Here is a 22,533-nt window from a genome sequence, read left to right as displayed (position 1 = left end):
TCAGGCATCCTTGACGAAGAGGTAACCCTTGCTGCGTACCGTCTTGATGCGGTGCGGATGGTTGGGATCGTCACCGATCTTGGGCCGTATCCGCGACACACGTACGTCGATGGAACGATCCTGGCCGTCGTACTTGATGCCGCGCAGGTCGCTGAAGATCTCTTCGCGAGTGAGCACACGACCGGCATTGCTGGCCAGCAGCCACAGCAGGTCGAATTCGGCGCTGGTCAGGTCGATTCGTTCCCCTTCCAGCCAGGCCTCCCGCGTGGCGCTGTCGATCTCCAGGTTGCCGAAGGTGAGGCGCGCCTCGCCCGTCTGCTCCGTCGCGTCGGCACGCCGCAGCAGAGCGCGCATGCGCGCCAGCAGCACCCTCGGCTGGACCGGCTTGGGCACGTAGTCGTCGGCCCCCATCTCCAGCCCCAGCACCTGATCCATGTCATCGGTGCGCGCGGTCAGCATCAGGATCGGCCCGGCATAATCGGGCCTGGCCCGGCGACAGATCGACAATCCGTCCTCACCGGGCAGCATCAGATCGAGAATCACCAGATCCGGCTGCAAGCTCTGAATCTGCTCGACGCCGCGCGAGCCCTCGGACTCAACGGTCACCCGGAAGCCGTTCGACTCGAGGTAATCGCGAGTGAGATCAGCCAGACGCACGTCATCCTCGATAATCAGCACGTGTTCCATGTCGTTACTTTCCAGGTTGTCATCCATCCTAGTCATCCCCGTGCTGGGCTAGTTGTGTCATCGGGACACCCTGTCCCGCCATTTACTTGTCAAGGATACCCGAAATGGTGCATTTCGCCTGCCTATCGTTTGCATTTCGTATCCTTGTAACGTGCCAGCGAAGCATAGCCCGGAGCGTAGCCACACCCCAAAGGATACCCCCCGAAGAGTCACAGCTCGCCCACAGGTTTTCCACTTGATAGCGGCACAAAAGCACTCTATCTTGTGCTCAGCTCCAACAAAGACACAACATGATGTGCCTCTAGCAAGCCGGCGCCTGGCTGTCAATGCCTTCGTCGCCCTGACCATCGTCCTCACGAAGAAGGGATCTTCGGCCCATGCAACTCCAGACCCCCGACCCCAGCGAACTCGCGATCACTGCTCCTCGAACCCTGCGCGTGATCAAGCGCACCGGCGATGTCGTCGCCTTCGATGTGAGCAAGGTCGCCGTCGCCATGACCAAGGCGTTCATCGCCGTGGAAGGCGACAACGCCGCCAGCTCCTCGCGCATTCGCGATCTCGTGGCCCAGGCCAGCCAGTCCATCGCCAGCGCCTTCCAGCGTCGCATGCCCGACGGCGGCACCGTCCACATCGAGGACATCCAGGACCAGGTCGAACTGGCGCTGATGCGTGCCGGCGAGCAGAAGGTCGCGCGCGCCTACGTCCTCTATCGAGAGGAGCACGCTCGCGCTCGTGCCGAGGCGGGCGGCGAGATCGAGAAGCCGCATCCGACGCTCAACGTGACCCTGGCCGATGGCAGCCGTCGCCCGCTGGACCTAGGCCGCATCGAGACGCTGGTGTTCGACGCCTGCGCTGACCTCGAGAACGTCGACCCCAACCGCATCGTCGAGGAGTCGCTGAAGAACCTCTACGACGGCGTCTCGGTGGATGGCGTGTCCCAGGCTCTGACGATGACGGCACGCACCCTGGTCGAGAAAGAGCCGAACTACACCTATGTCACCGCGCGGCTGCTGCAGGACAACCTGCGCCGCGAGGCGCTGGCGTTCCTCGGCATCGCCGAAGAAGCCACCTTCGGCGACATGGCCGAGCTTTACAAGCCGGCCTTCCTTGCCTATGTGGGCAAGGGTATCGAATTCGAGCAGCTCGACCCGGCCCTTGCCGAGTTCGATCTCGAGCGGCTCGGTGACGCGCTCGATCATAACCGCGACAACGCCTTCACCTACCTGGGCCTGCAGACGCTCTACGATCGCTACTTCATCCACCGCGACGACGTGCGCTACGAACTGCCCCAGGTCATGTTCATGCGCGTGGCCATGGGCCTGGCGCTCAACGAGGACGACCGCGAAGCGCGCGCCATCGAGTTCTACGAACTGCTCTCCAGCTTCGACTACATGGCTTCCACGCCGACGCTGTTCAACGCGGGCACCGTGCGCAGCCAGCTCTCCAGCTGCTACCTCACCACCGTGCCCGACGAGCTCGATGGCATCTACAGCGCGATTCGCGACAACGCCCTGCTCTCCAAGTGGGCCGGGGGCTTGGGCAACGACTGGACCCCGGTACGCGCACTGGGCTCCTACATCAAGGGCACCAACGGCAAGAGCCAGGGCGTGGTGCCGTTCCTCAAGGTGGTCAACGACACCGCGGTGGCGGTGAACCAGGGCGGCAAGCGCAAGGGCGCGGTATGCGCCTACCTCGAGACCTGGCACCTCGACGTCGAGGAGTTCCTGGAGCTGCGCAAGAATACCGGCGACGACCGTCGCCGTACCCACGACATGAACACCGCCAACTGGGTGCCCGACCTGTTCATGAAGCGGGTGTTCGACGACAAGGAGTGGACGCTGTTCTCGCCTTCCACCTGCCCGGACCTGCACGACCTCTACGGCGCCGCTTTCGAACAGCGCTACGAAGAGTACGAGGCGATGACCCGCAGCGGTCAGCTCAAGCTGTTCAAGCGCGCACGCGCCAAGGACCTGTGGCGCAAGATGCTCTCGATGCTGTTCGAGACCGGCCACCCCTGGATCACCTTCAAGGACCCGTGCAACCTGAGAAGCCCCCAGCAGCACGCCGGCGTGGTGCACTCCTCCAACCTATGCACCGAGATCACCCTGAACACCAGCGTCGACGAGATCGCGGTGTGCAACCTGGGCTCGGTGAACCTGGCCCAGCATGTCGTCGATGGCAAACTCGATGCCGACAAGCTGAAGAGGACCGTACGCACCGCCGTTCGCATGCTCGATAACGTCATCGACATCAACTATTACGCGGTGCCCCAGGCCAGGAACTCCAACTTCAAGCATCGCCCGGTGGGGCTCGGTATCATGGGCTTCCAGGACGCGCTCTACGCCCAGGACATCGCCTACGCCAGTGAGGCCGCGGTGGAGTTCGCCGACCTCTCCATGGAGCTGGTCAGCTACCACGCCATCGAGGCCTCCTCGGATCTCGCCGCCGAACGCGGCCGCTACGAGAGCTTCGAGGGCTCACTATGGAGCCAGGGCATCCTGCCCATCGACTCCATCGACAAGCTGAAGGCCGAGCGTGGCGAGAAGTACCTCGAGATCGACACCGATGCCACCCAGGACTGGGATCGCATCCGCCGTAAGATCGCCGAGCAGGGCATGCGCAACTCCAACGTGATGGCCATCGCCCCCACCGCGACGATCTCCAACATCTGTGGCGTGTCGCAGTCGATCGAGCCCACGTATCAGAACCTCTACGTGAAGTCGAACCTCTCCGGCGAGTTTACCGTGGTCAACGCCTCTTTGGTGGGCGACCTCAAGGAACGCGGCCTGTGGGACGAGGTGATGATCAACGACCTCAAGTACTACGACGGCAGCGTGCAGCCCATCGATCGCGTGCCCGAGGACCTCAAGGCCAAGTACGCCACCGCCTTCGAGGTGGAGCCCAAGTGGCTGGTCGAGGCCGCGGCACGGCGCCAGAAGTGGATCGACCAGGCCCAGTCGCTGAACCTCTACATCAAAGGGGTTTCCGGCAAGAAACTCGACGTGACCTATCGCATGGCCTGGTTCCGCGGCCTCAAGACCACCTATTACCTACGCGCCCTGGGCGCCACTTCGGTGGAGAAATCCACGGTCGAGCGCGGCACGCTCAACGCGGTGAGCAATCAGGCGCCCGCCTTGGGCGGCTCTACGCCGCCGGCCTCCAAGGCCGGAGAGCCCTCAGCGAATGGAGAGCCCTCAGCGAATAGAGGGCCCTCAGCGAACAGAGAACCCCGCGGCGTGGAGGATTTTCTCACCGGCAAGACGGGCAGCGGTTCGCGTGCGCCGAGCGCAGGAGAGATAGACGACCTGGGCTGCGAGGCCTGCCAGTAACGACCAAGAGCGAAGAAGGAAGACGGCGCTGCGCGCCGATGAAGAGGGAAGAACATGGCGATACGCCCCTCTTCCGCCCGATGGGCGCTTCCTTCTCATGTCTTCCATCTATTCCGAGGAACGAGGACAACATGCTGAACTGGGACGAATTCCACGAGGACGAGACTTCCGTCGCCGAGCAGCCGGCCCTGGCCGCGCCGGCACCCGCTGCCGAGCCGCAGCCCGAGGCCGCCCCGAGCGATGAGGTGCAGGAAAGCAGCGGCAGCTACAAGGTGGCCGACAGTGATCGCCTGGTACGCGCGCGCAAGTCGCTGGAAGAGCTCGACGTGGCCGCCGGCCTCGAGGAGCTGGAAATGGGCGCGGCGCGCATCGAGGTCGACGACAAGCAGATGATCAACGCCCGCGCCGACCTCAACCAACTCGTACCCTTCAAGTACGAGTGGGCGTGGCAGAAGTACCTGGACGGCAGCGCCAACCACTGGATGCCCCAGGAAGTGAACATGAACGCCGACATCGCGCTGTGGAAGAGCCAGGACGGCCTGACCGCGGACGAGCGGCGCATCGTCGAGCGCAGCCTGGGCTACTTTTCCACCGCCGACTCGCTGGTCGCCAACAACCTGGTGCTGGCTCTCTACCGCCTGATCACCAACCCCGAGTGCCGCCAGTACCTGCTGCGCCAGGCCTTCGAGGAGGCGATCCACACCCACGCCTACCAGTACTGCGTGGAGTCGCTGGGCATGGATGAGGGCGAAGTCTTCAACATGTACCGTGAGGTGCCGTCGGTTGCCGCCAAGTCGGCCTGGAGCCTCAAGCACACCCAGTCGCTGGCGCGCCCGGACTTCAATACTGGTACTCCCGAGACCGACCAGGAGCTGCTGCGCAACCTGGTGGCCTTCTACTGCGTCACCGAGGGCATCTTCTTCTACTGCGGTTTCAGCCAGATCCTCTCCATGGGCCGCCGCAACAAGATGACCGGCGTCGCCGAGCAGTTCCAGTACATCCTGCGCGACGAGTCGATGCACCTGAACTTCGGGGTCGACATGATCAATCAGATCAAGATCGAGAACCCGCACCTGTGGACGCCCGAGTTCCAGGACGAGGTCACCCAGATGATCCTCGAAGGCACCGAGCTCGAGATCGCCTATGCACGGGATACCATGCCCCGCGGCGTGTTGGGCATGAACGCGGCGATCATGGAAGAGTACCTGCACTTCATCTGCAACCGCCGCCTGGCCCAGATCGGCCTCAAGGAGCAGTTCCCCGGGGCGCGAAACCCCTTCCCGTGGATGAGCGAGATCATCGATCTGCGCAAGGAGAAGAACTTCTTCGAGACCCGCGTCACCGAGTATCAAGTCGGCGGCGCGCTGAGCTGGGATTGAATGATACGTTTCGCATGGCCCCACTCCCCAGGGGGTGGGGCAACCGTCAATCGACGAAGGAGGCAAGCGTCCCGAGTAGTTTCCCATAGCCAGCCAGGAGGCGTCGCATAGAACCGACATGCCTGGCCGGACCTTCAACACTTTGAAGTGAGGTAAGACGTCATGGGCAGTTACTACGCAAGTATCGACACGCAACCCGGTGGGGCGTTTGCCTCCCGCGACTCCCGCGCCTGGCAGCACGCTCTTGCTCAGGCTCTGGCCGCGCATCACAGCGAGGATGCCCTCGCCCTCTATCCGTATGTCGCCTTCGCCTTTCCCTCGGCATCGCCCAACCCCTACAGCCGCGAATATCCGCTGCTCGATTATCGCGAACTCAAGGAGTGGGCGATTTCACATGGCTGGCGGGTACGTCCCGCTCCCGAGCTTGTTCTAGCCGAAGAGAAGTACAGCCCACCGGTACGTTTCACGCGCCTGCCGAGCCGCTATCACTGAACCGGCAGTTATGACGTTAACCTCCACGACGCGGCAAGGAGGCCCGTCATGGACACCACCCCACCGTGCGCTTGGCGGGCCAGCGCCACTATGATTCGCTGCTTGAGGCAGGGATCAGGATTTACGAGTATCAGCCCCGCTTCACCCATGCCAAATTCTGTATTATCGACGACTGGGTGACTGTAGGATCGTGCAACTTCGATCCAAGGCGATCACGATCCCAGCGCTACCGCGAACGGCTTTCAGCACTGGTGAGCGCCTGGCTTGCCGGGCTGCGCTGAAACGCCTCGCTCGCTGCGGTTCATCACTTCGCACGCGCTTCCTGCTGGCGCTGCCAATTTCCGTACAGGTTGGCGAACGGTGTCGCCGTGGTGCCATGCACGGCTATCGAGGCCATGACGATAAGGCTACCGGCGGTCCATGCGATATCGTAGCCCGTGCGGCTCGATATTAGCGTCGCGTAGTAGAGCGCCGACACACCGATCGGCCCGAACCAGCCCATGATCAGGAGGATCGGCCTGTCGCGCAGCGAGGGGAGCCATGGACGCAACAGCAGGATCACTGGCAGGCGGCGCAGCAACAGTACCAGCAGCACCAGAGCCAGCCCCTCCACGCCCAGCGCCCACCATTCGGCCCAGGGCGCAATCAGCCCGAACAGCACGAATACCGGCAGCGTCAGCATGATGTTGACCGCTTCCTGCACATTGTCCTCCTCGCTGCGGTCCTTGCCCCCCACCTCCTGGTCGAAAGCCAGGCCGGCGACAAATACGCCAAGGATGCTGTTGGTGCCCAGCAGCGAGCCCACGCCGAGCACGAAGATCGTCAGCGCCACGGTGATCGAGAGAAAGGAGGGCTGATCGAGATAGCCGCGCGCTTCCGACCAACGCAGCGCACGCCCCGCCGCCCAGCCCAGCGCAATACCGGCCAACACGCCACCGCCTACCTCCCATAGCCAGACGCGGCCGAACCAGTCGAGCCAGGCGTCATCGGTGGGCGTGGTCAACAGCAGGATCGGCAGCAGGACCAGCGGATAGGCCAAACCATCGTTGGCGCCGGATTCACTGGAAAGGAGGTAGCGAAATGACTCGGGCAGGTTCTCCTTGGCCACGCCGCCGGTGACGATGGAGGACGCCACTACCGGATCGGTAGCGCAGACAGTGCCGCCCACCAGCAGTGCCATCAACAACGGCAGACCCAGAACCCAATGCGTGAGCATGGCGCTGATGAGAAACATCGCGGGCATGCCGATGGCCAACAGCGCCAACAACGAGCGCCTATGCGCGAAGGGGTAATCGGGAGGAAGCCGCAAGGCGATGCCCATCAGGCTGATCCCCAGCGTGATGCGGGCCGTCTCCTCCAGCAACTTCTTGCTATCGCCCCAAGCGCTGGGATCGAGAAGATCCGCCGCCTCCGGCCCCAACATCACACCCAGCAGGAAGGCGAACAGGGGCGCCGACAGCCAGGAGCGGTCCAGCGGGCTCGATAACAGGCCAACGAACAGTACCAGGCCACCCACCACCGCCATGGCGAGATTGAGGTCCTGCATGCCGACTCCCTCCGGTCACTGCAATCCTCTTTACCCTAGGCAACCGAAAGCCAACGGTAAACCGCACGCATCGGATCGGGGGAATTGCACGTCGCATCGGGCCGAGCTAAGGTAGGCACAGACATGAACCGGACAAGGAGTCAATCATGGCAAATGGCGGTTCTCGCAAAAGCGTCATCAAGCGCATCTACGTTCCCACTTACGTGCGCCAGCTCCCCAACGGCGAGCGAGTCACCGTTCCCGGCCACTACCGTAAGCCTACCAACACCTGACAGGACACGGTCTCGGCGATGAGACGCAAGGGCATTCACTGCCAGGCGACAATACGAGGATTCGCCGGTACGAAGGTATCCGGGTTGGTCACGTTATCCAGGCTGATGAAATCGATGCCGCCGTTGCTGCGGATGTAGGTACCCGAGACGATCGCACCATACAGGCTAGAGTTGCCGTTCTGGCGCACATAGCCCCCGGCCCAGAACACGCCGTAGTTGTCGGTGCTGCCGTTGAATTCGATATCCTGCCCGGCGATGACGAAGAGTCCGACCTCGCTCTCGGCACCACCGCTCGATGTGGCACCGTTCATGGTAATGTTCCCGGTCGCCACCAGGGTCACTCGCTGGCTCTCGATGGAACCACCATCCACGACCAAGTCTCCCGCGCAGAAGACCGTATCGCCATCGTTCAGCATGTCGATATCGATGCTGCAGTCATTGATGACCCCTTCTCTGGCCTGGTATTCGGCAAAGACGGAAGAATCGTAGCTCTTGTAACAATACGCGGGTGGCGAGGCATCGTCGCAGGCGCTCATGTCCTCGCCTTCGGGTCTTGTCCCCGGCAAGGGCACCTCCACCATGCCATCCGATCCGTCGGTCACCGATGCCTCCGATCCGTCCCTCAGGCTGATATCCACGGTCCCGTTCGAGTGGACATTGCCGTGAACGGTGGACTGTCCCGTCACCCAGATATAGTCGGCGCTCAGCAGACCGTTGGTGAACAAGGGGTTAGGACCGGGCGTGAATTCCACGCGGGCGAAGACCGGCTGGCTGACGGCCGCCACGTTGCCTTCGCTGACCACCGCGCCCCTGCCGGCAATGAAGAAATCGCTGCCTTCCTGCAGCAGATAGTAGTGGCAGACGATATTGCCACTGCAGGCATTGGTCGAGATGTCGCTCAGCCCCGAGAACTCCGTCCAGCTGTAGGTCTCTACCTCGGAGCGTGAGCGAGTGGCATCGAAATCGCTGGCGCTCACCCCGCTGCCGCTTGCCCCCCAGCCGGTCGAGATGGCCTTTTCCGCCCCCATCTGGGCTTCGGTCGCTGCCTTGTAATTGCCGGCCAGGCGCTCGTCGATCAGCGAGGACTGGATGCCCGAGAGCCCCAGCATCATGGAACCGGTCAGCATCGAGAGGACGACGACCAGCGCAGCACCGCGTTGTTGTTTCATGGCCCCTCCTGCCCCTTCGAGGGCCGGGCTACTCAATGGCATTGTTCCGGTTGACGGCGTGAAACGCGAAGTCGTCGGTGTCGCCCTCCTGGCTAGATATCAGCGAAAACGTAAGGACCCAGACGCCATTGGCTTCATCCGTATTCGCTTCATCGCGACCGAAGCCGTTTTCGGCGAAGGACGTCACGAGCGGTTCGAAATCCGAACCGACAGGATCGCTGTCACACTGCTGCCCCATGTCCAATGACCAGCCTTCGCTGGGACTGACGGCAGCACTACTCAGACGGTAGACGCGCACCACCCTCTGTCCGTCGCTACAGCTCGCGCTGCTCATGTCGCCGTTGTTGGGAAATTCCACCTTCAGCTCGCCGACAGCACTGTCGAAAGTCAACGCATCCGCTCGTCGAATGTCGCGAACCAGCGTCTCCGTGGCGAAGGTCAACGCCGCCTGCTTGTTGCTCAGCAACTCGATCTGCCGAAATGTCTGGAACCCCATCAGGAACAACTGGCCCGCGCCCAGGATGACGATCAGGCCGATCAGCAGCGCCACCATCAGTTCGACCAGGGTGAACCCCGTCTGGCGCCGCGCGTCAGGCGGAGGGGAAGGCGGCAGGTGCGCCACGCGGGGCCCTCTCATAGCTCGGGCAGCCGGAACTGGTAGGTGAACGCCGTGCCGCTCTCGCCGGTGGCGTAGCGATCCTCCCGCCAATCCAGCGTCACGCTGTAGGTACAGTTGTTCCCGGACAGGGAACTACCCGCATCGATCAGAATGCCGTTGAACCAGTGGCTTAACCAGGCGCTCTCGAAGGTAGTGGTGTCGGGGCAGGCATGCGGTGAGGACTGGGATAGCCCTGCCCAGGCGCGCTCCTGGGCATCGATCGCCGCCAGGCTCACTACGGCGCGCTGATATCCCATGTGGGCACTCTGCAACGCCTTGAGCTGCATTGCCGCTACGCCGAGCAGACCGATGGAGAGCACCAGTACGGCGACCAGGGCCTCGACCAAAGTGAATCCTGACTGGGCTGACTGTCTCATTCCCACATCTCAACTGGTTGGCTTGGCGATACGCCCGGTCGTGCTGACCTGCATGTCACGGCTGTCGCCATTGCTATGGTCGACCGTGACGCTGCAACCGGACGAACAGCTCTCCCTGCGACCAAGCGCATTGAAGGTAATGCTGGTTGCGGTAAGGCTGACCCGATCGTCGCGTGCCTGGCGTATGGCGATGTCGGTACCGTCGGCCAGGGTGATGCGATACACCCAAGGGCTGGCCTGCGTGACTTGAAAGGCGACGTTCTCCCGCCGCTTGATCGCCTCGCTACGCGCCAAGTTGAGCCCCGTCAGCACCTCGTTGTAATCCGCTGCCAGACGGTTGCCGGCCAGCATGGTCTGGAACCCCGGCACGGCGATCGTCGCCACGATGGCCAACACGGCGATGGTAATCAGCAGTTCGATTAGGGTGAAACCGCGCGCTTTCATTGCATCACCAGCAGTTCGCGTTGGGGCCGCGCTCGCCGCGATGATTGAGCGTCAGGTCGCCGGAACAGCGATCCTCCTGGCTAGTGCTGGCCGTCAGGGTATATCCCGAGCCGCTGCCGGTCAGATTCAGCGAAATGGAATAAATACCGTCGGGCGAGGATGTCGGCAACGAGGAGCAGCCGGAATAGGTGCTATTGACGGTATAACAGCGCTCCAGCTGCTGAGCCGCCTGCATCAGGCCGGCATGCGCATCGGTGCGACGACTGCCCTCCACATAACGTTGATAGCTCGGCACGGCGATCGACGCCAGGATACCGATCACGGCGACGGCGATGAGCAGCTCGAGCAGCGTGAAGCCGGCTGCGCTACGGCCGCGCACCCGCTGAAAACGATGTCGCGCTGGACGGGCCTGCATCGTCACTCTGACGCCTCCCAAGGCTTCGTTACGTTTGGTTTCAGTATGTATCATGACACTTTCCCCTGCCAGGTGCGTCATGAAAAAAGCCGGGCAATGCCCGGCTTTTCAGCCTTGCGTCGCTTGATCGTTCTGATACTCAAGGTATGGGAATTCTAGACACTCTTGACCGTGGATGGCGAGTCGCTGGCAATCATACGCTCGCGCAGCTCGCGCGGCATCGAGAAGGTGATGGTCTCCTCGCGGCCGGACAATTCCTGCGGCGCCTGGGCGCCCAGCCCCTGGAGACGTTCGATCACCCCCTTGACCAGCACCTCGGGAGCGCTGGCGCCGGCGGTGATACCCACCGCTCCGACCCCCTTCAACCAAGCCGGCTCGATCTGGCTGGCGTCGTCGATCAGGTAAGCCGGCGTACCGACCCGCTCGGCCAGTTCCCGCAGTCGATTGGAGTTCGAACTGTTGGGACTGCCCACCACCAGCAGCAAGTCGCAGCCGGCGGCAAGCTCCCGCACCGCATCCTGGCGATTCTGGGTGGCATAGCAGATGTCGTTCTTGCGCGGCCCTTGGATCTCGGGAAACTTCGCCCGCAGCGCATCGATCACCCGAGCGGTATCGTCCATGGAGAGCGTGGTCTGGGTGACGAAGGCAAGCCTTGCCGGATCCTTCACCTCGAGGCGCTCGACGTCGGCCTCGTCCTCGACCAGGTAGATGGCGCCGCCGTGGGACACGTCGTAGCGCCCCATAGTGCCTTCTACCTCCGGATGGCCGGCATGGCCGATCAGGATGCACTCCTGGCCGCGCCTGGCATAGCGAAGTACCTCCATATGCACCTTGGTGACCAGCGGGCAGGTGGCATCGAAGACCTTGAGGCCGCGCCGTTCGGCGTCCTCCTGTACGGCGCGCGATACGCCGTGGGCGGAGAAGATCACGATGACGTCGTCGGGCACCTCATCGAGCTCCTCGACGAAGATGGCCCCGCGCTCACGCAGCGTGTCGACCACGAAGCGATTGTGCACGACCTCGTGGCGCACGTAGATGGGAGGACCGAAGACATCCAGCGCCCGGTTGACGATCTCGATGGCGCGGTCGACGCCGGCACAGAAGCCGCGCGGGTTGGCCAGCTTTATTTGCATGGGAGTGCTGCTTTGCATGAGGGCCTTGCCTTGATGCGTCAGGGCATCTACCGGTGAAAAGCGGTGAGCGCCGATTTTCAGTGAGTTTGGGCGGGCTTCACGTCGATCACCTCGACCTCGAAGGTCAGGGTACGCCCCGCGAGCGGATGGTTGAAGTCCACTTCCACCTGGCGCTCGCCTACGGCGGTAATGACGCCAGGCAGCTCGCCGCCGGCGGGATCGGCAAAGGACATTACCGTTCCCACTTCGGGTTCGATCTCGTCGAAATCGTCGCGGCTGAGCATCTGCACGTTCTGCGGGTTGTGCTGACCGAAGCCATGCTCCGGCGTGATCTCAAAGCTGCCGCTCTCGCCGTCGGTCATGCCCTTCAACGGGTACTCGAAGCCGGGCGGCAGGTTGCCGTCGCCCACCTGGAAGGTGGCCGGGGCCTTATCGCGGGTGGAGTCGACTACGGTGCCGTCTTCCAGCTTGAGGGTGAAGTGCAGCGTGACTTCCATGCCCTCGTCGATGCGAAATTCGCTCATCGTTACTCTCGCTCGTTCGGTCGTGCGCGTGTCGGATCGGTTCCTGCCAGCAGCATAGCAGGCAGGCTCAGCCTCGCCGCCCTGCCTGCTTGCGGCCTTCGAAGAGGGATTCCCAGATCAGGCCGATGGCGCCCAGCGTGATGCCGATATCGGCCACGTTGAAGGCCGGGTAGTACCAGCCGGCCACATGGAAGGACAGAAAGTCGACTACATAGCCGTGAACCAGCCGATCATAGAGATTGCCCAGCGCTCCGCCGATGACCAGCGCCAGGGAAGCGCCGAGCAGCTTCTCGTCGGCCTTGAGGCGACTCATCCAGATCGTCAGGCCGATGCAGGCGCCGATGCCGACCAGGGCGAAGAACCAGCGCTGCCAGCCGGGGTGACCGGCAAGAAAGCTGAAAGCGGCGCCGGTATTGTGCAGCAGCGTGAGATTGAAGAACGGCAGCACTTCCACCGGCTGGCCGTAGCTCAGCAGGCTGGACATCAGCGCCTTGGTGGCCAGGTCCAGCGCCACCACCGCAGCCGCCAGCCACAGCCAGCGCAGCGGTCGACGCATCGGCGCCGCCGCGGCGGTGTCGCTTCGGCCGTTGTCACGCATAGTGGCGAATCTCACCGGGACCCTCCGGTAGGTTGCTGATGCAGCGACCGCACAGGTCGGGGTGGTCGGCGTGGCGGCCGACGTCCTCGCGATGGTGCCAGCAGCGCTCGCACTTCTGGTGCGGGCTCGCCGCCACGGCCACCTTCAGGCCGTCGAGCTCGGTGGCCTCGGCGCCCTGCCCCTCGAGCCGTTTGCTTTCGGACAGGGGCGCCAGGCGCACTTCGCTGGTCAGCATCACGAAACGCAGCTCTTCGCCCAGCTTGGCCAGGGTGGCCTGCAGCGACTCATCCACGTAGAGCGTCACTTCGGCGGCCAGGCTGCCCTTGATGACCTTGGCGTTGCGCGCGTCCTCGAGGCACTTGTTGACGGCCTGCTTGACCTCGAGCACCTGCTCCCAGAACTCGCGCCCCATCTCGGCATCCGACCCCAGCGTGGATAGCCCCTGGTAATAGCTCTCGAGCAGCACGCTGTCGCGGCGTGCGCCGGGGATGTGCTCGTAGATCTCCTCGGCGGTGAAGGAGAGGATCGGCGCCACCCAGCGCGCCAGTGCCTCGACCACCTGGTACAGCGCCGTCTGCGCGCTGCGCCGGGCCAGGGAGTCGGCCTGGGTGGTGTACTGGCGATCCTTGATCACGTCGAGATAGAAGCCGCCGAGTTCGCGCGAGCAGAAACTGTGCACCTGCTGGTAGACGTCGAGGAAACGGTACTCCTCATAGGCCTTCTCGATGCGCGCCTGAAGCTGGGCGGCGCGATCCACCACCCACTGGTCCAGCGCCAGCATGTCGCCGAAGGCGACGCTGTCGCGGGCCGGATCGAAGCCGCTGAGGTTGGCCAGCAGGAAGCGCGCGGTATTGCGGATGCGGCGGTAGACGTCGGCGGTGCGCTTGAGGATCTCGTCGGAGACCGCCATCTCGCCCGAATAATCGGTGGAGGCGACCCACAGGCGCAGGATGTCGGCGCCGAGTTTGTCCATCACCTCTTGCGGCGCCACCACGTTGCCCAGCGACTTGGACTGCTTGCGCCCTTGAGCATCCACGGTGAACCCGTGCGTCAGCAGTTGCCGATACGGCGGATGGCCATCGATGGCCGAGCCGGTCAGCAGCGAGGAGTGGAACCAGCCGCGGTGCTGGTCCGAGCCCTCAAGATACAGGTCGGCGCGCGGGCCCGCCTCGTGACCATGGGGATGCGAGCCGCGCAGCACGTGACGGTGGGTGGTGCCGGAATCGAACCACACATCCAGTGTATCGGTGACCTTGTCGTACTCGGCGGCTTCCTCGCCCAGCAGCTCGGCCGGGTCGAGGCGGAACCAGGCGTCGATGCCCTCTTTCTCCACCCGCTTGGCGGCCTCCTCCATCAGCTCGACGGTGCGCGGATGCAGTTCACCGCTGGCCTTGTGCAGGAAGAAGGGAATCGGCACGCCCCAGTTACGCTGGCGCGAGATGCACCAGTCGGGGCGATTGGCGATCATGCTGTGTAGGCGCGCCTTGCCCCAGGCCGGAGTGAAGCGGGTCGCCTCGATACCCTCGAGTGCCCGCTCGCGCAGGGTGCGGCCGTCCTTGCCCTGAATATCCATGCCCACGAACCACTGCGCGGTGGCGCGGTAGATCACCGGGGTCTTGTGTCGCCAGCAGTGCATGTAGCTGTGGGTGATGACCTTGTGCGCCAGCAGCGCGTCGACTTCACGCAGCTTGTCGACGATCTGCGGGTTGGCTTTCCAGATCATCTGGCCGCCGAAGAACGGCAGGCCGTCGGCGTAGACGCCGTTACCCTGCACCGGGCTCTTGATCTCCTCGAACGCCATGCCGTGGGCGCGGCAGGTGACGAAGTCGTCGACGCCGTAGGCCGGCGCTGAGTGAACGATGCCCGTACTGCCCACCTCGGATTCGACGTAGTCGGCGAGATAGACCGGCGAGACGCGGTCGTAGAACGGGTGGCGGAACTCGATCAGATCGAGCGCCGCGCCCTGGGTGGTGGCGATCACCTCACCGGTGAGTTCATAGCGCTCCAGGCACGACTCCACCAGTTCCTCGGCCAGCACCAGCAGGCGGCTGCCGGTATCGACCAGGGCGTAGGTGAACTCGGGATGTACGTTGAGCGCCTGGTTGGCCGGCACGGTCCAGGGCGTGGTGGTCCAGATCACGATGGCGGCGGGTTTGGGCAGCGACTCCAGGCCAAAGGCGGCCGCCAACTTCGCCTCGTCGGCGGCCGGGAAGGCCACGTCGATGGCGTCGGACTTCTTGTCCTGATACTCCACCTCGGCCTCGGCCAGAGCCGAACCGCAGTCGAAGCACCAGTTGACCGGCTTGAGCCCCTTGAACACGTAGCCTGCGGCGACCATGTCGGCCAGCGCACGGATCTCGCCGGCCTCGTTGGCATAGTCCATCGAACGATAGGGGTTGTCCCAGTCGCCGATTACGCCCAGGCGCACGAAGTCGGCGAGCTGAGTCTCGATCTGAGCAGTGGCGTACTCGCGACACAGCGCGCGGGCCTGCTCGGGCTCGAGGTGCTTGCCGTGGGTGGTCTCCACCTTGTGCTCGATGGGCAGGCCGTGGCAGTCCCAGCCGGGCACGTAGGGCGCATCGAAGCCGGCCAGGTTCTTCGACTTGACGATGATGTCCTTGAGAATCTTGTTGAGGGCGTGACCGATGTGGATGCTGCCGTTGGCATAGGGAGGGCCGTCGTGAAGCACGAACACTTCGCGACCGCGGCGCTCTTCACGCAGGCGCTGGTAAAGCTTCATGTCCTGCCATTGCGACACCCTGCCAGGCTCACGCTTGGGCAGGTTGCCGCGCATGGGAAAGTCGGTTTCGGGCAGGTTCAGTGTGTGCTTGTAGTCGCTCATATCCTGGGAGTCAGCCGTCGTCTTGGTCGGCGGAACGACCCGCCGAGGATTCGAAAGTCGCGGTCTCGCGCGCCAGCGGCGCCGAGGCCAAGGGAAGAGAACCGTCCGTCAGGTCAGGCGCGCCGGCCGTGCGACAGCGCTCGCCGAAGAAGCGCCGGGCCTGATCCTGATCGTTCATGATTTGCTGCTTGAGGGCATCGAAGTCGTCGAACTTCACCTCGCCGCGCAGTCTGGCGCAGGGAAATACCACCAGGCGCTGGCCGTATAGGTCGCCGTCGAAGTCGAACAGATGCACCTCGAGCACCGGCCGATCGCTGCCCACCGTGGGCCGCCAACCAATGTTGGCCACGCCGATATGGCGCTGGCCGCCTGGCAGCTCGACTACCACCGCATAGACCCCGCGCAGCGCCAGCGGTAGGCGCGGCAGCGGCAGGTTGGCGGTAGGCACGCCGATGGTGCGTCCGCGCTGCTGGTCGGCCACGACGCGGCCCTCGAGCCGGAAGGGCCGTCCCAGCATGCGTGCCGCCTGGGCGAAATTGCCGCTCGCCAACAGGGTACGCACCCGGGTGCTGGAAACCCGTTCGTCATCGAGGGCGAAAGTGCGGGTATGTTCGACGCTGAACCCTTCGGGGCCGCGCCGCTCGCCCTCCTCCGCCAGCAGGTTGAAGTCGCCGCTGCGGTCACAGCCGAAGCGGAAATCGTCGCCGACCACCAGATGGCGCACACCCAAGCCTTCGACCAGCACACGATCGATGAATTCCACCGCGGTCAGGCTTCTCAGACGCTCGTTGAACGGCAGACAGAGCACGTAATCCACGCCGCTCTCGCCCAGCAGGCGCACCTTCTCGCGCAGCCGGGTCAGCCGCGGAGGCGCCTGGTCGCCGGCGAAGAATTCACGCGGCTGAGGCTCGAACACGACGACCGTCACCGGCAGGCGCAGCTTCGAGGCCTGCTCGCGGCACTGGTCGAGAATCGCCTGATGGCCGCGGTGCACCCCATCGAAGTTGCCGATGGTGGCCACGCAGCCGCGATGCTCGTCGCGCAGGTTGTGCAGTCCTCGAATGACTTCCATGAAACCGCCGCCGTCCGATAAGAGATTGAAACGTGTAAAGGCATCGATTATAGCGAACGTCCGTCCCCTTGACAGCCGCTCGCCTCTCGGTATCAACCGCGCATACGGAACTGGCGCAGGCGCACGCCCAGGGCGGCCAGCCAGGCGAAATAGACCGCCGCGCCGACCACGACGAGCAGCGCCAGCCACTGCACCCGGGTCCAGACGCCCCAGCCGAGCCATTGCTGCCAGTCAGGCGACAACCAGGCCAGTCCTACGCTCATCACCACGCAACCGCCAATCAGCTGTACCGCATAGCGCCCCCAGCCGGGCTGGAACACCAGCACGCCCTGCTTGACCAGCAGCCAGCCGAGCAGTCCCGCGTTGAGGAAGGCCGACATCGCCGTGGCCAACGCCAGGCCAGCGTGCGCCAACGGCCAGATCAGGATCAAATTGAAGACCATGTTGGCGACCATAGCGATGATACCGATCTTCACCGGCGTCTTGGTGTCCTGACGCGCGAAGAAGCCCGGCGCCAGCACCTTGATCAGCATGAAGGCGACCAGCCCGAAGGCATAGGCGCGCAAACTCATGGCCGCCATGGCGATGTCGTGCTCGGTCATGGCACCGTAGTGGAACAGCGAGATCAGCAGCGGCTCGGCCAGCAGCGCCAGCGCCAGCGCTGCCGGCAGCCCCAGCAGCAGCACGCCGCGCACCGCCCAGTCGAGCATGGCGGCGAAGTGCTCCCCGGCCTGTTCGGCATGACGTTTGGAGAGCGCCGGCAGGATCACGGTGCCGATGGCGATGCCGAACACGCCCAGCGGCAGCTCCACCAGACGATCCGAATAGTAGAGCCAGGAGACGCTGCCGGGCGCCAGTAGCGAGGCCAACACGGTATCCAGCAGCAGATTGATCTGCGAAACCGACACGCCGAACAGGGCCGGCGCCATCAGCGCCAGGATGCGCTTTACGCCGCTATGGTCGAAGTCGGGCCAGGGCCGCGGCATCAACCCCAGGCGCACCAGGAACGGTACCTGGAAAGCGAGCTGGGCCACGCCGGCGATCAGTACCCCCCACGCCAGCGCCATGGCCGGTTCACGCATTAGCGGCGTGAGCAATAGCGCCGCGCCGATCAGCGACAGGTTGAGCAGTACCGGGGTGAAGGCCGGCACGGCGAAGCGGTTCCAGGTGTTCAGCACGCTGCCGGCAAAGGCCGTGAGCGAGACCAGCAGCAGGTAGGGAAAGGTCAACCGCAGCATGTCGGCGGTCAGCGCCAGCTTGGCCGGGTCGCGACCGAAGCCGGGGGCGAAGACCCACACCAGCCAGGGCGCGGCCAGCATGGCCAGCGCTGTGATCAGCGCCAGCACGGCGGTGAGGCTACCGGCCACCGCATCGAGCAGCTTACGCACCTCGCGCTTGCTGCCGCGCGTGGCGTACTCGGAGAGCACCGGCACGAAGGCCTGATTGAAGGCGCCCTCGGCAAACAGCCGACGCATGAAGTTGGGAATCTTGAAGGCGACGAAGAACGCATCGGCGCCGCTGCCGGCACCGAATAGGGTCGCCACCACCACGTCGCGCAGCAGCCCCATGACCCGCGACAGCATGGTCATGGCACCGACCACCAGGCCGGAGCGCATCAGGCCGCCGGCCTTGGGCGCGACGGCACGATCGTCCTTCGGCGGGGCTGTTCGTGCAGGCTCGGGTAGCTGTTCGCGGTCCGTCACCGTCTCCCTTCCTCGGCAGTTTCGATCAACGCGGGTTCCCTCTTGCAGGCACAAAAAAACCGGCCGCAGCCGGTTTTTCGCGAGCGTCGTGGAACGTGGCCCGGGGCCAATGGCGTTCGCGACGTCTCCAGGCGTCCGGCTTACGCAGCCAGTGCCTTAATTCGCTTGTTCAGGCGGCTCTTCAGGCGCGCGGCCTTCTTCTTGGAGAGCACGTCCTTGTCGGCGATGCGGTCGATGACCGGCTGCGCCTTGTGGAACTCGGTCATCGCGGAGGCATGGTCGCCGCCGTTGATGGCCTTGATGACGCGCTTCACATAAGTGCGCACCATGGCGCGCTGGCTCGCCTTCAGAACACGACGACCTTCCGCCTGACGGGCACGCTTGCGGGCTTGCTTGCTGTTTGCCACTGACTATCTCCTGAAAACTTTAACGCCGCCCGACTCGGGGCGGCATCGATAACTTTTTGTCCGGCCTGGAAAATTCATCTTCCTGCCGGCCTGGCCATTTCGCCAACGCGAAGGTTGTCGACGGGCCGTGTCTGAGAGGATGGCGTATACTAGCACACCGACCCAGGTCCTTGCCACAGGTGGATGCAAGCGAGCGAAGTCGCCGTCGATCACAGCACGACGAGATTGTCCCGATGAATCAGCTCGGGCGCTTCCATGTAGCCCAGGATCGCCTCGATCTGGTGGCTCGGTTGACCCAAGATGCGGCGCGCCTCGTCGGCACCGTAGTTCACCAGTCCCTTGGCGACCCGCTCGCCCTGCTCGTCGACGCACAGCACCATGTCACCGCGCACGAAGTCGCCGGAGAGCGCCTTGACCCCCACCGCCAGCAGGCTCGAGCCGCTACCGCGAAGCACCTTCACCGCCCCGGCATCTAGCGTCAGGCTGCCGCGCACCTGAAGCTGTCCCGCCAGCCAGCGCTTGCGCGCTGCGATCGGCGCCTCTTCGGGACACAGCAGCGTCCCCAGGCGCTCTCCGTCGATCAGCCGCGTGAGCACCTCGGGCTGACGTCCGCTGGCGATCGCCGTGACCGCACCGGAGCGCGCCGCCAGCCGCGCGGCCTGCACCTTGGTGGTCATGCCGCCGCGCCCCAGGGCGCCACCGCCACCGGCCATCGCCGCCAGTCGCGGGTCGCCGGCACGCCCTTCGCGGATCAATGACGCCGTCGGGTTGTGCCGCGGGTCGGCGTCGAACAACCCCTCCTGGTCGGTGAGGATCACCAGCGCATCGACCTCGAGCAGATTGGCCACCAGCGCCCCGAGCGTGTCGTTGTCACCGAAGCGGATCTCGTCGGTCACCACGGTGTCGTTCTCGTTGACCACCGGGACCACGCGCAGATCGACCAGGGTGCGCAGCGCCGAGCGTGCGTTGAGGTAGCGCTTGCGGTTGGATAGATCGTCGTGGGTCAGCAGCACCTGGGCCGTCAGCAGCTTGTGACGCGCGAAATGATGCTCGTAGCACTGCGTCAGACCGTTCTGGCCCACTGCGGCAGCGGCCTGCAGTTCGTGTACCGCCGAGGGGCGCACCTGCCAACCCAGCCGGACCATGCCGGCGGCCACAGCGCCCGAGGACACCAGCACCACCTCGATGCCACGGCGATGCAGCGCGGCGATCTGGTCGACCCAGCCGCCGATGGCCGGCTCATCGAGGCCACGGCCGTCGTTGGTCAGCAGCGCACTGCCGATCTTCACCACCACCCGGCGTGCGCCACGCAGCGCATCGCGACCCGGTACCTGCTCGTTCACACCCTGCTCTCCCATCCAGCAAAACAGCCACGTCAGCGCACCTGGGCGAGCGAAGGCCAGACAAGGCAAAAATGACAAAGAAACGGAGCTTACAAGCTGTAAATGAATATTCTAAGTCAATTTTTAACGCCATATGGCCGATCGCAGCCAGTTTTGGCTCTAAGGGGCATATTCGACTTCGACGTCATAATCATCATCATCGAAATCGTCATCGTCGTCCTGTCCGCTGCGCTTGCGGCTGCGGCCCAGCCGCGCCTCGGTGCGTGCCACCGCCTCGGCCTCCATGCGTTCGCGCATCTCCCGCTCGCGTTCGGCCGCCTCTTCGTCTTCATGCTCCAGCCGGCGCTGTTCGGTGAGCCAACGATGGGCCGCCTGCACCAGGGCATCGGTGCCTTCGCCGCTGATCGCCGAGATGCGAAACACCGGACCCTCCCAGGCTAGTCCCTCGACGATCTCCTGCACGCGCCCCTCGCGCTCCTCCTCGGGCACCAGGTCGAGTTTGTTGAGGACCAGCCAGCGCGGCCGCTCGGACAGCGTCGGTGAGAACTGCTCGAGCTCGTGGGCGATGGCGCGCGCCGCCTCCACCGGATCGGATTCGTCGAAAGGCGCCACATCGACAACATGGAACAGCAGCCGGGTGCGAGTCAGGTGCTTGAGAAAGCGCAACCCCAGCCCGGCGCCATCCGACGCCCCCTCGATCAGCCCCGGCACGTCGGCCATCACGAAATGCTCGTGCATGCCCAGCTTCACCACGCCGAGGTTGGGCACCAGGGTGGTGAAGGGGTAATCGGCCACCTTGGGCTTGGCGGCGGAGACCGAGCGGATCAGGGTCGACTTGCCGGCGTTGGGCATACCCAGCAGCCCCACGTCGGCCATCACCTTCATCTCCAGGCGCAGGTTGCGCCGCTCGCCATCAGTGCCGGGCGTGGTCTTGCGCGGCGCGCGATTGGTCGACGATTTGAAGTGAATGTTGCCAAGGCCGCGGCGCCCACCCTGGGCCACCAACACCTGCTGGCCGATCTCGGTGATATCGGCGATCACCTCGAGGGTGTCCTCGTCGATCACCGTGGTGCCCACGGGCACCTTGACCACTAGGTCGCCGCCGGCCCGGCCGCTCATCTGGCGCCCCTGTCCTGGGCGTCCGCTCTCGGCCTGGTAGAAGCGCTGATACTTGAAGTCGATCAGGGTGTTGAGGGCGTCGTCACCCACCAGGTAGACGCTGCCACCATGCCCGCCGTCGCCGCCATCGGGACCACCCTTGGGCACGTATTTTTCGCGGCGGAAGCTCAGGCAGCCGTTGCCCCCTCTGCCGGCCTCCACGATGATCGAGGCTTCGTCGACGAACTGCATTGTGACTCTCCCGACGGTTTCTACCGTCATGATACAAGAAGGCCCCGCCTGAGCGGGGCCTCCTGCTACCGGTTCGTGCGGTCTCTCAGGCAGAGACGACGCTGACGAACTTGCGGTTCTTCGGACCCTTGGTCTCGAACTTGATCACCCCGTCGCTCAGGGCGAACAGAGTGTGGTCGCGGCCGATGCCCACGCCGGTACCGGCATGGAAGCGGGTGCCACGCTGACGCACGATGATGTTGCCAGCGGTGACGGCCTGGCCGCCGAACAGCTTGACACCAAGGCGTTTGGATTCTGAATCGCGGCCGTTACGGGTAGAACCGGCTGCCTTCTTATGAGCCATTGCAAAGTCCTCGCTCGTTAAGGGGAAGCCGCTTAGGCGGAAATCCCGGTGATTTTGACTTCAGTGAACCACTGACGGTGACCCTGACGCTTCATGTGATGCTTGCGACGACGGAACTTGATGATGCGAATCTTCTCGCCACGGCCGTGGGAGACGATCTCGGCGGCCACCTTGGCACCGTCGACCAGCGGAGCGCCAACTGTCACGTTGTCGCCATCGGCAACCAGCAGTACCTGGTCGAACTCGACGGTTTCGCCGGTCGGAATCTCCAGTTTCTCGAGCTTGAGAGTCTGGCCTTCCTGAACTCGGTACTGCTTGCCACCGCTCTTGATTACTGCGTACATGTGTATCTCTCCAGAACTCATCGGGGTTGGCTCTTCGTCGGCCTGCTTCGAGTGGCGCCCCTTCCGGCAGCCATCTGACAGGGAGCATGATGAGTGGGCCGCGTAT

General features: G+C 64.1%; 22 protein-coding genes and 1 pseudogene. 5 read left to right on the top strand and 18 right to left on the bottom strand.

The genetic code is table 11. From position 1 onward, the window contains the following. On the bottom strand, window positions 1–714 hold the full coding sequence (locus tag CYJ07_RS14590) for a winged helix-turn-helix domain-containing protein (protein ID WP_104204442.1): 714 nt from the start codon (window positions 712–714) through the stop codon (window positions 1–3). Window positions 715–1,064: 350 nt separating this feature from the next. Here CYJ07_RS14590 and CYJ07_RS14585 point away from each other — a divergent pair, with 350 nt between their 5' ends. From CYJ07_RS14585 to CYJ07_RS14570, 4 genes and pseudogenes are all read left to right on the top strand, one after another. Further along, complete coding sequence (locus CYJ07_RS14585) at window positions 1,065–4,016, top strand: ribonucleoside-diphosphate reductase subunit alpha (RefSeq protein ID WP_104204441.1); 2,952 nt, start codon at window positions 1,065–1,067, stop codon at window positions 4,014–4,016. Window positions 4,017–4,147: 131 nt separating this feature from the next. Continuing rightward, a complete protein-coding gene (locus CYJ07_RS14580; RefSeq protein WP_104204440.1) occupies window positions 4,148–5,395 on the top strand; it encodes a ribonucleotide-diphosphate reductase subunit beta in 1,248 nt (415 codons plus the stop codon). A 162-nt stretch (window positions 5,396–5,557) separates the two neighbouring features. Beyond that, entirely contained in the window at window positions 5,558–5,887 is a 330-nt protein-coding gene (locus CYJ07_RS14575) for a hypothetical protein (protein ID WP_104204439.1), read from the top strand. Window positions 5,888–5,928: 41 nt separating this feature from the next. Further along, window positions 5,929–6,168, top strand: a pseudogene (locus CYJ07_RS14570) (phospholipase D-like domain-containing protein); the annotation flags it as partial. Between the two features lie 23 nt (window positions 6,169–6,191). On the opposite strand, the gene CYJ07_RS14565 reads toward CYJ07_RS14570, so the two are convergent. Next, entirely contained in the window at window positions 6,192–7,433 is a 1,242-nt protein-coding gene (locus CYJ07_RS14565) for a cation:proton antiporter domain-containing protein (protein WP_104204437.1), read from the bottom strand. Between the two features lie 146 nt (window positions 7,434–7,579). Here CYJ07_RS14565 and CYJ07_RS20765 point away from each other — a divergent pair, with 146 nt between their 5' ends. Continuing rightward, window positions 7,580–7,705: a hypothetical protein gene (locus CYJ07_RS20765; RefSeq protein ID WP_269320550.1), complete on the top strand. Its 126-nt coding sequence runs from the start codon at window positions 7,580–7,582 to the stop codon at window positions 7,703–7,705. A gap of 35 nt (window positions 7,706–7,740) precedes the next feature. Here the strand turns inward: CYJ07_RS20765 and CYJ07_RS14560 are convergent, their stop codons facing one another. The 16 genes from CYJ07_RS14560 to rplU all read right to left on the bottom strand — a co-directional run bounded on the left by CYJ07_RS14560 (window position 7,741) and on the right by rplU (window position 22,427). Then, a complete protein-coding gene (locus CYJ07_RS14560; protein ID WP_104204436.1) occupies window positions 7,741–8,874 on the bottom strand; it encodes a pilus assembly PilX family protein in 1,134 nt (377 codons plus the stop codon). A gap of 28 nt (window positions 8,875–8,902) precedes the next feature. Then, a complete protein-coding gene (locus CYJ07_RS14555; protein ID WP_231489647.1) occupies window positions 8,903–9,496 on the bottom strand; it encodes a PilW family protein in 594 nt (197 codons plus the stop codon). 11 nt (window positions 9,497–9,507) lie between these two features. Continuing rightward, the gene (pilV, locus tag CYJ07_RS20760) at window positions 9,508–9,909 is read right to left on the bottom strand and encodes a type IV pilus modification protein PilV (protein WP_104204434.1); all 402 of its coding nucleotides are present in this window, start codon (window positions 9,907–9,909) and stop codon (window positions 9,508–9,510) included. Between the two features lie 9 nt (window positions 9,910–9,918). Further along, window positions 9,919–10,353 carry a GspH/FimT family pseudopilin gene (locus tag CYJ07_RS14545; RefSeq protein WP_104204433.1) on the bottom strand — a complete coding sequence of 145 codons (435 nt, stop codon included), beginning with the start codon at window positions 10,351–10,353 and terminating at the stop codon, window positions 9,919–9,921. A gap of 4 nt (window positions 10,354–10,357) precedes the next feature. Further along, the gene (locus CYJ07_RS14540) at window positions 10,358–10,822 is read right to left on the bottom strand and encodes a type IV pilin protein (RefSeq protein ID WP_269320549.1); all 465 of its coding nucleotides are present in this window, start codon (window positions 10,820–10,822) and stop codon (window positions 10,358–10,360) included. 101 nt (window positions 10,823–10,923) lie between these two features. Further along, complete coding sequence (gene ispH / locus CYJ07_RS14535; protein ID WP_197038381.1) at window positions 10,924–11,901, bottom strand: 4-hydroxy-3-methylbut-2-enyl diphosphate reductase; 978 nt, start codon at window positions 11,899–11,901, stop codon at window positions 10,924–10,926. 77 nt (window positions 11,902–11,978) lie between these two features. Next, entirely contained in the window at window positions 11,979–12,425 is a 447-nt protein-coding gene (gene fkpB, locus CYJ07_RS14530; protein WP_104204430.1) for an FKBP-type peptidyl-prolyl cis-trans isomerase, read from the bottom strand. Window positions 12,426–12,492: 67 nt separating this feature from the next. Next, window positions 12,493–13,023: a signal peptidase II gene (lspA, locus tag CYJ07_RS14525; RefSeq protein ID WP_231489650.1), complete on the bottom strand. Its 531-nt coding sequence runs from the start codon at window positions 13,021–13,023 to the stop codon at window positions 12,493–12,495. Continuing rightward, window positions 13,016–15,865, bottom strand: coding sequence for an isoleucine--tRNA ligase (gene ileS / locus CYJ07_RS14520; RefSeq protein WP_104204429.1), 2,850 nt, complete (start codon window positions 15,863–15,865; stop codon window positions 13,016–13,018). The genes lspA and ileS overlap by 8 nt, the downstream gene beginning before the upstream one ends. A 10-nt stretch (window positions 15,866–15,875) precedes the next feature. Further along, entirely contained in the window at window positions 15,876–16,937 is a 1,062-nt protein-coding gene (gene ribF, locus CYJ07_RS14515) for a bifunctional riboflavin kinase/FAD synthetase (protein ID WP_104204428.1), read from the bottom strand. 92 nt (window positions 16,938–17,029) lie between these two features. Beyond that, complete coding sequence (murJ, locus tag CYJ07_RS14510) at window positions 17,030–18,640, bottom strand: murein biosynthesis integral membrane protein MurJ (protein WP_422666966.1); 1,611 nt, start codon at window positions 18,638–18,640, stop codon at window positions 17,030–17,032. Window positions 18,641–18,780: 140 nt separating this feature from the next. Continuing rightward, on the bottom strand, window positions 18,781–19,047 hold the full coding sequence (rpsT, locus tag CYJ07_RS14505) for a 30S ribosomal protein S20 (RefSeq protein ID WP_104204427.1): 267 nt from the start codon (window positions 19,045–19,047) through the stop codon (window positions 18,781–18,783). A gap of 209 nt (window positions 19,048–19,256) precedes the next feature. After that, window positions 19,257–20,405, bottom strand: coding sequence for a glutamate 5-kinase (proB, locus tag CYJ07_RS14500; RefSeq protein WP_104204426.1), 1,149 nt, complete (start codon window positions 20,403–20,405; stop codon window positions 19,257–19,259). 144 nt (window positions 20,406–20,549) lie between these two features. Continuing rightward, window positions 20,550–21,740, bottom strand: a complete 1,191-nt coding sequence (gene cgtA, locus CYJ07_RS14495; protein ID WP_104204425.1) for an Obg family GTPase CgtA — start codon at window positions 21,738–21,740, stop codon at window positions 20,550–20,552. Window positions 21,741–21,825: 85 nt separating this feature from the next. After that, entirely contained in the window at window positions 21,826–22,083 is a 258-nt protein-coding gene (rpmA, locus tag CYJ07_RS14490; RefSeq protein WP_104204424.1) for a 50S ribosomal protein L27, read from the bottom strand. A gap of 32 nt (window positions 22,084–22,115) precedes the next feature. Then, on the bottom strand, window positions 22,116–22,427 hold the full coding sequence (rplU, locus tag CYJ07_RS14485; RefSeq protein ID WP_104204423.1) for a 50S ribosomal protein L21: 312 nt from the start codon (window positions 22,425–22,427) through the stop codon (window positions 22,116–22,118). Window positions 22,428–22,533: the final 106 nt, after the last annotated feature.

Origin of the sequence: Billgrantia saliphila (assembly GCF_002930105.1) — a bacterium.
GTDB classification, from domain to species: domain Bacteria; phylum Pseudomonadota; class Gammaproteobacteria; order Pseudomonadales; family Halomonadaceae; genus Halomonas; species Halomonas saliphila.
The sequence above is the reverse complement of the archived record's forward strand: the minus strand, read 5'-3'. Positions and strand labels throughout refer to the sequence as shown.

Bases quoted from the DNA above. Each gene is read 5' to 3' on its own strand.
- CYJ07_RS14590 (WP_104204442.1), bottom strand. From the start codon at position 714: ATGGATGACAACCTGGAAAGTAACGACATGGAACACGTGCTGATTATC.
- ribF (WP_104204428.1), bottom strand. From the start codon at position 16,937: ATGGAAGTCATTCGAGGACTGCACAACCTGCGCGACGAGCATCGCGGC.
- lspA (WP_231489650.1), bottom strand. From the start codon at position 13,023: ATGCGTGACAACGGCCGAAGCGACACCGCCGCGGCGGCGCCGATGCGT.
- ispH (WP_197038381.1), bottom strand. From the start codon at position 11,901: ATGCAAATAAAGCTGGCCAACCCGCGCGGCTTCTGTGCCGGCGTCGAC.
- CYJ07_RS20765 (WP_269320550.1), top strand. From the start codon at position 7,580: ATGGCAAATGGCGGTTCTCGCAAAAGCGTCATCAAGCGCATCTACGTT.
- CYJ07_RS14540 (WP_269320549.1), bottom strand. From the start codon at position 10,822: ATGATACATACTGAAACCAAACGTAACGAAGCCTTGGGAGGCGTCAGA.
- rplU (WP_104204423.1), bottom strand. From the start codon at position 22,427: ATGTACGCAGTAATCAAGAGCGGTGGCAAGCAGTACCGAGTTCAGGAA.
- cgtA (WP_104204425.1), bottom strand. From the start codon at position 21,740: ATGCAGTTCGTCGACGAAGCCTCGATCATCGTGGAGGCCGGCAGAGGG.
- rpmA (WP_104204424.1), bottom strand. From the start codon at position 22,083: ATGGCTCATAAGAAGGCAGCCGGTTCTACCCGTAACGGCCGCGATTCA.
- CYJ07_RS14580 (WP_104204440.1), top strand. From the start codon at position 4,148: ATGCTGAACTGGGACGAATTCCACGAGGACGAGACTTCCGTCGCCGAG.
- proB (WP_104204426.1), bottom strand. From the start codon at position 20,405: ATGGGAGAGCAGGGTGTGAACGAGCAGGTACCGGGTCGCGATGCGCTG.
- CYJ07_RS14565 (WP_104204437.1), bottom strand. From the start codon at position 7,433: ATGCAGGACCTCAATCTCGCCATGGCGGTGGTGGGTGGCCTGGTACTG.
- CYJ07_RS14545 (WP_104204433.1), bottom strand. From the start codon at position 10,353: ATGAAAGCGCGCGGTTTCACCCTAATCGAACTGCTGATTACCATCGCC.
- CYJ07_RS14560 (WP_104204436.1), bottom strand. From the start codon at position 8,874: ATGAAACAACAACGCGGTGCTGCGCTGGTCGTCGTCCTCTCGATGCTG.
- ileS (WP_104204429.1), bottom strand. From the start codon at position 15,865: ATGAGCGACTACAAGCACACACTGAACCTGCCCGAAACCGACTTTCCC.
- CYJ07_RS14585 (WP_104204441.1), top strand. From the start codon at position 1,065: ATGCAACTCCAGACCCCCGACCCCAGCGAACTCGCGATCACTGCTCCT.
- pilV (WP_104204434.1), bottom strand. From the start codon at position 9,909: ATGAGACAGTCAGCCCAGTCAGGATTCACTTTGGTCGAGGCCCTGGTC.
- fkpB (WP_104204430.1), bottom strand. From the start codon at position 12,425: ATGAGCGAATTTCGCATCGACGAGGGCATGGAAGTCACGCTGCACTTC.
- CYJ07_RS14575 (WP_104204439.1), top strand. From the start codon at position 5,558: ATGGGCAGTTACTACGCAAGTATCGACACGCAACCCGGTGGGGCGTTT.